Annotated in this window: 8 protein-coding genes; 3 read left to right on the top strand and 5 right to left on the bottom strand. The window is 74.7% G+C overall.

The window, feature by feature from the left end; genetic code table 11:
* On the top strand, window positions 1-887 hold an 887-nt coding region (locus CCE02nite_RS20375), incomplete at its 5' end, for a hypothetical protein (protein WP_170227207.1).
* On the opposite strand, the gene CCE02nite_RS04020 is transcribed toward CCE02nite_RS20375, so the two are convergent.
* On the bottom strand, window positions 871-1,434 hold the full coding sequence (locus tag CCE02nite_RS04020) for an NADPH-dependent FMN reductase (RefSeq protein WP_141388380.1): 564 nt from the start codon (window positions 1,432-1,434) through the stop codon (window positions 871-873). The two genes, CCE02nite_RS20375 and CCE02nite_RS04020, sit on opposite strands and share 17 nt — an antisense overlap.
* Window positions 1,431-2,063, bottom strand: a complete 633-nt coding sequence (gene yczE / locus CCE02nite_RS04015) for a membrane protein YczE (protein ID WP_141388378.1) — start codon at window positions 2,061-2,063, stop codon at window positions 1,431-1,433. The genes CCE02nite_RS04020 and yczE overlap by 4 nt, the downstream gene beginning before the upstream one ends.
* Before the next feature lie 57 nt (window positions 2,064-2,120).
* On the opposite strand from yczE, the gene CCE02nite_RS04010 reads away from it, so the two are divergent.
* Window positions 2,121-2,591: a MarR family winged helix-turn-helix transcriptional regulator gene (locus CCE02nite_RS04010; protein ID WP_174774881.1), complete on the top strand. Its 471-nt coding sequence runs from the start codon at window positions 2,121-2,123 to the stop codon at window positions 2,589-2,591.
* Window positions 2,592-2,922: 331 nt separating this feature from the next.
* Here the strand turns inward: CCE02nite_RS04010 and CCE02nite_RS04005 are convergent, their stop codons facing one another.
* The 3 genes from CCE02nite_RS04005 to CCE02nite_RS03995 all read right to left on the bottom strand — a co-directional run bounded on the left by CCE02nite_RS04005 (window position 2,923) and on the right by CCE02nite_RS03995 (window position 7,322).
* Complete coding sequence (locus CCE02nite_RS04005; protein ID WP_255318620.1) at window positions 2,923-4,848, bottom strand: amidase family protein; 1,926 nt, start codon at window positions 4,846-4,848, stop codon at window positions 2,923-2,925.
* Window positions 4,845-5,591, bottom strand: a complete 747-nt coding sequence (locus tag CCE02nite_RS04000) for a cohesin domain-containing protein (RefSeq protein ID WP_141388377.1) — start codon at window positions 5,589-5,591, stop codon at window positions 4,845-4,847. Before CCE02nite_RS04000 ends, CCE02nite_RS04005 begins: the two co-directional genes overlap by 4 nt.
* Window positions 5,592-5,804: 213 nt before the next feature.
* On the bottom strand, window positions 5,805-7,322 hold the full coding sequence (locus CCE02nite_RS03995) for an MFS transporter (RefSeq protein ID WP_255318625.1): 1,518 nt from the start codon (window positions 7,320-7,322) through the stop codon (window positions 5,805-5,807).
* A gap of 189 nt (window positions 7,323-7,511) precedes the next feature.
* On the opposite strand from CCE02nite_RS03995, the gene CCE02nite_RS03990 reads away from it, so the two are divergent.
* Entirely contained in the window at window positions 7,512-8,348 is an 837-nt protein-coding gene (locus CCE02nite_RS03990; RefSeq protein ID WP_141388373.1) for an alpha/beta fold hydrolase, read from the top strand.
* The last annotated feature ends 7 nt before the right edge of the window (window positions 8,349-8,355 follow it).

Below are 8,355 nucleotides of genomic sequence, written 5' to 3'. Positions count from 1 at the left end.
GGGGCGGGCTCGGGATGGCGCTCGCGGTCGTCGTCCTGCTGTCGTTCGTCGGCCCCGCGCTGCGGTCGCTCGGGGCGGTGCTCGGCGGCGTGGGGTTCGGGCTGTTCGTCGACGAGATCGGCAAGTTCGTCACCGCGGACAACGACTACTTCTACCAGCCGACGGCCGCGCTCATCTACGCGACGGTCGTGGTGCTCGTGCTCGTGGTCGAGGCGCTGCACGGGCGGCGCCGCCACCACCCGGCCGAGTACCTCGCGGTCGCCACGGACCGCGCGGTCGCCGGCGTCGCGGGCGGGTTCACCGACGATGCGCGCGAGGAGGCCCGGGCGCTCGCCGCGCTGGGCCGGGGCGAGCACGGGGCGGACGAGGTCGTGGCGCTCGTCGAGGCGGTGCCGCGCGACGACGTCGACGTCCCCGACCCCGTTCGCGCCCTCGTGCGCCGCGCGTCGTCCTGGTTCGCGGCGGCGCTCGAGCGGCGCTGGGCGGCGGTCGTGGTCGTGGTCCTCGTGCTGGGGACTGCGCTCGGGTCGCTGCTGGCCGGCATCCGCGTGCTCGTTCGCGACATCGACGTGCCGACGTGGGTCGGGGCGGGGATCGTCCTGGGCGTCGCGGGCACGGTCGGGTGCGTCGTGGCGGGCGTGGTCGTGGCGCGGGGCGGGCGTCCCGACGCACGGCGCGCGAGCGCCGTCTGGCTCCGGCGCGGCGTGCTCGTCTCGCTGCTCCTCACCCAGCTCTTGGTGTTCCGGGCGCTGCAGTGGGTCGGCGTCGCCGGGCTGCTGGTCGACCTGCTCGTGCTCGCCGCGCTCGGCGCCGCCCTGGGCGGGGACGACGAGCGTCGCCGGACACCGAGGGCTCGTCCGCGGTCAGGCGTCACGCGGCGGAAGTGACCGGTCGCAGGAGGCTCGCGAGCCGGCGGACCTCGTCGAGCGTCCGCCCGGCGGCCCGGGCGAGGGCGCCGTCGTCCTGAAGTCGGCCGTCGTCGTCGAGCCAGCGGCGCAGGTGCACGGTGACGGCGCTCGCGACGGGGACCATGCCGAGCGCGACGACGACCGGCGTGATCGCCTCGACCGCGCGCATGCCGCCCGACGACATCCCGTAGGAGACGAAGCCGACCGGCTTGTCGCGCCACTCGTCGGCGAGGTAGTCCAGCGCGTTCTTCAGCGGGGCGGTGTACCCGCGGTTGTACTCCGGCATGACGAGGACGACGGCGTCCGCGGCGTCGACGCGCGCGCTCCACGCGAGCGTGTGGGCGTGCACGTAGCCGCCCGAGTGCGCGTCGACGGGCTCGTCGAGGAACGGCAGGGCGATCTGGGCGAGGTCGGCGACGTCGACCTCGAGGTCCGGGTCGGCGGGCACCTGGGCGAGGAACCAGTCGGCGACGGCGGGACCGACGCGGGTCGGGCGGGTGCTGGCGACGACGACGAGCAGCTTCACGAGGGGTCTCCTGAGGTGGTGGGGACGGTGTCGGGGCGGTCCGCGGGCCGCGGCGCCGTGACGGTGAACAGAGCGAGGAAGGGCTGGACGAGCGGCCCGACCGCGAGCGCGTAGAGGATCGTGCCCACGCCGACGGTGCCGCCGAGCGCGAGGCCGACGGCGAGGACCGCGAGCTCGATCCCGAGGCGCGACCAGCGCAGGGACCAGCCGCGCGCCGCGAGACCGGTCATGATCCCGTCGCGGGGCCCGGGCCCGTACCCGGCCCCGATGTAGAGCCCGGAGGCCGCGGCGTTGAGCACGACGCCTGCGACGAGCAGGGCGACGCGCCCGGGGAGCGCCTCGACCGTCGGGAGGACCGCGAGCGTGAGGTCGACGAACGCGCCGACGAGGACCACGTTGGCGACCGTGCCGAGGCCGGGGCGCTGGCGCAGCGGGATCCAGAGCGCGAGCACGACGACGCTGGCCAGGATCACGACGACGCCGAGCGGGAGGCCGGACGCGCGGGCCACGCCCTGGTGCAGCACGTCCCACGGGAACAGCCCGAGGTCGGCGCGGACCAGCAGCGCGATGCTGGCGCCGAAGAGCGCGAGGCCCAGGACGAGCTGGCCGAGGCGGCGAGTCGTTGACATGTCATCGATGCAACCACGGGACTCGATGACATGTCAACGATGTGCGAGGATGGGCTCATGAGCGACGTGTCCGAGCCCCGCTGGCTCTCGCCCGACGAGGAGCGCGCGTGGCGCGCCTACCGCCGCATGCAGACCGTCCTGCCCGTCGCGCTCGCGCGCGACCTCGCCCGGGACTCCGGGCTGTCCGACCCGGACTACGACGTGCTGTCGACGCTGTCCGAGCAACCGGGGCACCGGTGGCAGCTCCGCGACCTGGCCGCCCGCATGCTCTGGTCGCGCAGCCGGCTCTCGCACCACCTCGCGCGGATGGAGACGCGCGGGCTCGTGACGCGCGAGCCCGACCCCGACGACGGTCGCAACGCCCACGTCGTGCTCACCGACCACGGCTTCGCGACGCTCCAGGCCGCCGCGCCCGCGCACGTCGAGTCCGTCCGCCGCCACCTGGTCGACCTCGCCACGCCTGACGAGCTCGCGGCGCTCGCAGCGCTCGCGGAGCGGGTCGTCGCGGAGGTGGGTGACCTCTCGTAGACGAGGCGCCCGGGGTGGTCGAGCCAGCGTGGGCGAGCAGGGGTCGGGATGGGACGAGATGCGGGCGAGGGCCCGTGCGTCATACCGGGTCATCGAGCGAGGAGAATGCACGTGGTGGAGATCGTGATCGCGGTCCGCGACTGGCGGCGCATCGACGGGACCCTGGACAACCCCGGCGCCACCGAACGAGTCGGCAGTACGTGCCTCGACGAGGAGCGGTAGCCGGGCCTCGATCGGCGCGTCACCCCGAGGCCCTCGCTTGCCGACGCATCGACGACGGCGGCCGGCCCGCGCGAGGGGCCGACCGCCGTCGGGCAGGAAGGACGCCGGGTCAGCCGAGCGGGCCGTAGAACGCCGGGGTCGTGCGCGCGTGCGTCGCCTGCTCGAGCGCGAACGCGAGGCCGAGGAGCGGGCCCTCCTCGAAGTCACGGCCCAGGAGCTCGAGGTTGACGCCGCCGCCCGTGACGGTCGCGTCGGCCTCAATCGCCTGTCCGACCGGCACCGTCACGGCGGGGAGGCCCGTGTTGGGGCTGAGCCGCAGGTTGGTGCCGATGGTCCCGTACGGGTTCGCGCTGGGGTAGACGAGCGCGTCGAGGTCGGCGTCGTCGAGCATCGCGGTGACGAGCTGCTTGCCCTCGGCGAGCACCTTCGTGTGCGTGCCTGCGGGACCGGCCCACGCCTGGTACGTCTCCGGGGTGACGGCGTCGCGCGACACGTAGGTGCTGCGCCGCGACGGGACGTACCGCCCGGACTCGACGATGCCGGCCAGCGACCGGGCCTCGACGTCGGGCGAGAGGTGGTTCGCGACGTACTCGTCCAGGTCGTGCTTGAACTCGTTCGTCGAGCCCGACCCCTCGTTGAGCACGCTCGCGAACCCGTTCGGGAGGACAGGCGACCAGGAGGTGGGCGGCGTCACCTCGACGACGGTGGCGCCGAGCGACTCCAGCGTGGCCCGCGTCTGCGCCCAGAGGCGCAGGGTCGTGGCGTTGCTCCCCAGCATGGACGGCACGTAGCCGATGCGGGCACCGTCGAGCGCGTCCGCGTCGAGGTACTGCGTGTACGACGCCGGGACCTCGCCCTCCTGGCGCGACGTCACCGGGTCCGCGGGGTCGACCCCGACGACGGCGTCGAGCGCGACGGCCGCGTCGAGGACGCTGCGGGCCATCGGTCCGCCGGTGTCCTGGCTCAGCGCGAGCGGGATGATGCCGTCGCGGCTCGCGAGCCCGACGGTCGGGCGCACACCGACGAGCTGGTTGTACGACGACGGCACGCGGATCGAGCCGCCGGTGTCCGTGCCGAACCCGATCCCTGCGAGGTTGGCGGCGATCGCCGCGCCCGTGCCGCCGCTCGACCCGCCTGCGCTCCGGCTCGTGACGTAGGGGCTCGCGACGAGCGTGCTCGTCCCCGCGTCCTGGAACGCCGAGAACTCGGACACGAACCCGAACGCGAACTCGTCGAGGCTCGCCTTGGCGAGGATCACGGCGCCGTCGGCGCGCAGCCCGTCGACCATCGTCGCGTCCGTGGCGGTCTGGTTGGCGTCCCAGCACCCGCAGCCGCCCGTGGTGGGCATGTCCTTCGTGTCGTAGTTGTCCTTGACCGCGACGGGCACGCCGAGGAGCAGGCTCGTCATGCCGTTCGCGTCCCGTGCCGCGTCCGCGCGCGCCGCGGCCTCGAGCGCGACCTCGCTCGTCGTGATGATCGAGTGCAGGGGTCGCCCGCCCGCGCCCGTGTCGACGAGCGCCGTGTCGTAGGCCGCGATGCGGTCCAGGTACTCCTGGGTGATCGCGACCGACGACGTGACCCCGGCGTTCATCGCCGCCTGCATGTCGAGCACCGAGGCCTCGACGAGCTCGAACGGTCCGTCGTCGTAGACCATCCGCTGGGAGACGGCCGCGAGGTCCGCGACGGTGATCGTGCCGTCGCCGTCCGCGTCGGCCGTCGCGACGTCGTCCCACGCGGCGTCGTCGGCCGTCGCGCCGAGCGCCGCGGTGACGACGTCGAGGTCGGCGACGGTCACCTGGTCGTCGCCCGTGAGGTCGAGCTCGGTCCAGTACGGCGCGAGGAACGGCGCCGCGGCGGGGGCCGCCGTCGCGGCGGGAGCCGCGGCGACGGCGAGCACGAGGCCGGTGACGGTGAGCGCGGCGAGCCCGCCCGCTGCGGCTCGCCGGTGGGTGGTGGGCACGGGCTGCTCCTTCATGGTGGTGGGCCGTCGTTGCGCGCGGACGGCGGGTGCGCCGGGCGTCGGGTCGTCGCTCATCGGGAGACCGCCGTCCGCCGCCGCGCCCAGAGGATCCCGGCACCCGCCGCGACGGCGAGCAGCGCGGCGCCGGCGAACCAGGCGACGCTCGCGCCCGTCGAGGCGAGCGAGCCCGAGCCGGTCGAGGTCGACGGCGAGTCGGACGCGTCGTCGGCCCCGGGGGCGGTCGTGCTGTCTCCGGTCGGAGGCGCAGTGGTCGTGCCGTCCGTCGGGTCGTCCGTGGGTGGTGCCGTCACGAGGGCCGTGACGGTCGTCGTGGCGGACGCGGCGTCGGTGAGCGACGCCGTCGTGGAGTCGGCACCGACGAGGGTGGCCGTGGGGACGCCGAACGAGGCGTCGCCGTCGGCCACGGCGGTGAACGTGAGGGTCGCGAGCGTGACGTCGCCCTCGAGGCCGGGGGACGTGCCGAGCCGGGTGTGCGTCACGGCGACGGTCCCGGACCCGTCGTCGGCCACGTCGGAGAACCCGCCGTCGGGCGTGACGGCGGAGTCCTCGACGAGCTCCACGAGGTCGGGGTCGTAGGAGACAGCCAGGTCGTAGGCGTAGAGGTCGACGGCACCGGCCGCGGCGACCGTCACCGTGATCGGGGCGCCGACCTCGACGCTCGACGGCGCGTCGAGGGTCACGGCGGAGACGGACGGCGCGGCGTGCGCCGGGGCGGTGAGGGCGGTCGCGGCGACCGCCAGGCCGCCGACGAGCGCGGCGCGCCGGCCGAGCCGTCGGCGCGAAGGAGAGGGCGTCATGGAGGAGCTGGTCCTTCCTCGGGCGCGCGCCGACTGCGCGCACGACCGTGGTGGTGGTGGAGCCCCCTGCCGGGATCGATGCTCACAAGAGCCTGTTTCCCGGGCGTTTCACGACGGTTAGCGCGAGCAACGAAGGGTGTCTCGGTCTGGTCACGGACACCGCGAGGCCGGGCGCTCCGGCGGTGCGCCGTCGTCGGACGTCGTCCGGGTGGGTCAGCCGAGTACCGGGGGCGCGTCCTCGCGCACCTCGGGATCGGGGATGCGCCGCATGCGCAGCGCAGCGGCCACGCCGAGCAGGCCCGCGACGAGCGGGACGAGCAGCGCGACCTGGAGCGCTCGGGCCCGGACGTCGTCGTTGATGCGCAGGATCTCGTCCTGCACCTCGGGCGGCTCGTCGGCGAGCAGCTCGACGAGCTGGGCGTCGCTCATGATCTCGGCGTCGTCCTCGAGCACGGCCGCGACCTGCTGCTTGTCGTCCGGGGGCAGGACGGTGCTCGACTCGGCCTGGGCGGTGAAGCCCGTGGCGAGCGACGCGAGCATCACGGCGCCCGCGACGGCGAGGCCGAGCGAGAGCCCGAACGACCCTGCGGCCGAGCTGACGCCCGCGGCCTCGCTCGCGCGTTCCTCGGGGACGGGGGAGAGCGTGTAGGCGTTGAGCTGCGACACGAGCAGGCCGAGCCCGGCGCCCGCGACGACGAGTGGCAGAGCCAGCCACCAGCCCGACGTCGCGCGCGGCACCACCAGGACCGCTGCCGCCATCCCGAGGACGAGCAGCACGAACCCCGCGAGCACGCGCGTCGCCGGTCGCCGTCGGCCGGGGCGCTTGCCCGCGACGAGCGCGGCGGCGAACATCGTCAGCGACAGCGGGGCGAGCGAGAGGCCGGCCAGCAGCGCGTCGTAGCCGAGCGCCATCTGGAGGAAGATCGGCAGCGCGATCATCGCGCCACCGAGCGCGACCTGCTGCAGGAGCTGCTGCGAGACGCCGATGCGGAACGCGGGGGAGCGGAACAGGCCCGGGTCGACGAGCGTCGTCCGGCCCGCGCGGGCACGCCGCACGAGCCAGGCCGCGAGACCCACGAGGCCCGCGGCGCCGACGACGACGAGGGCTCCGACGGCCTCGCCGCCCTCCTGCCACACGAGGACGCCGAGGACGATGCCGCCCATCCCGACGACCGACAGGATCGTCCCCACGATGTCGACCGTGCGGTCGCCGGTGTACGGGACGTCGCGCACGAGCCGCACGCCCAGGAGCACCACGACGATCACCACGGCCTCGAGCCCGAAGGCCACGCGCCACGACAGCGTCGTGGTGATGACGCCGCCGAGCAGCGGCCCGACGGCCGCCGCGATCGATGCCGCGGCCCCCACGAGCGCGTAGACGGACTTGCGCGCCGCGCCCTCGAAGTTGCCGTGCACGAGCGACTGCATGGCGGGGAGCAGCAGCGCGGCGCCCAGCCCGCCGATGATCGACCAGAAGATCACGACCGCCACGAGGCTCTGGGCGAGCGTCATCGCGATGGCCCCCGCGCCGTACGCGAGCAGCCCGACGACGTACGCCCGGCGCCGACCGACGAGGTCGCCCACCTTGCTGCCCACGAGGATGAACGACGCGGACACGAGCGCCTCGAGCGCGATCGCCGTCTGGACCCCGCTCACGGTCGTGTCGAGGTCGCGCACGACGGCCGAGATCGACACGTTCATGAACGACGTGTCGACGACGAGGACGAACATCGCCGACGCGAGGAGCAGCGCGAGACGCCGGGCGGCCGCGGTCGGCCGGCCGGCGGTGTTCTCGGTGCTCTGCTCCACGTCGACCCCCGTCCGTCGTCCATGCTCACGGGCGCGCAGCACGTGCGCCTCACCCGCCGAGGGTGCTCCGCTGCCCGGGCGCCGCAGCGCGCGCTCTGCCACCATCGGCCTATGGCTGCTGACGGGTGGCGCACGCGCCACGTGGAGGTGGAGGGGCACGACGTGTTCGTGCGCATCGGGCCGGACGTCCCGGGTGCGGTCCCGATCGTGCACGTGCACGGCTTCGCGGTCTCCGGCACCTACCTCCTCCCGACCGCGGAGCGCCTCGCCCACCGAGCGACCGCCGTCGTGCCCGACCTGCCCGGGTACGGGCGCAGCGAGCGGTGGGGCCACACGCTCGGGATCCCGTCCCTCGCCTGGGCGCTGCTCTCGCTCCTCGACGCGCTCGAGCTCGAGCGGGTGATCCTCGTCGGCAACTCGATGGGCGGCCCCGTCAGCCTCGAGGTCGCGCACTCCGCACCGGAACGCGTCGCGGGCATCGTCCTGGCCTCGCCCGCCGGCGGCGTGCACAACCAGCCGTTCGCCCGCGCCCTCACCCAGCTCGCGCGCGACGCCGGGCGCGAGAGCCCACGGATGGCCCGCATCGCGGTGCCCGACTATGCGCGCTTCGGCGCCGTCAACGCGCTGCACCTGTTCGCCGAGCTCGTCCGGTTCCCGTCGCTCGAGCGCGTGATCCGCGTCCCCGTGCCGACCCTCGCGGTCATCGGCACGCGGGACCCGCTCATGCCGCCGCCCCGGCGCGTGCACGAGGTCGGCGAGCTCGCGCCGCCCCACGTGACGATCGTCGCGATCGAGGGCGCCGCCCACGCCATGAACTTCAGCCACCCCGGCGAGCTCGCCCACGTCATCGAGTGCTGGCTCGACGGGCGCGAGATCACCGACGACCCCGACCAGCCGGGCGTCTCCCGCGTCCTCCAGATCGCCCAGGGATCGGGTCCGGTGGCCTGACCGGAGC

The organism is Cellulosimicrobium cellulans (genome assembly GCF_006539945.1).
Taxonomy (GTDB): domain Bacteria; phylum Actinomycetota; class Actinomycetes; order Actinomycetales; family Cellulomonadaceae; genus Cellulosimicrobium; species Cellulosimicrobium cellulans.
The sequence above is the reverse complement of the archived record's forward strand: the minus strand, read 5'-3'. Positions and strand labels throughout refer to the sequence as shown.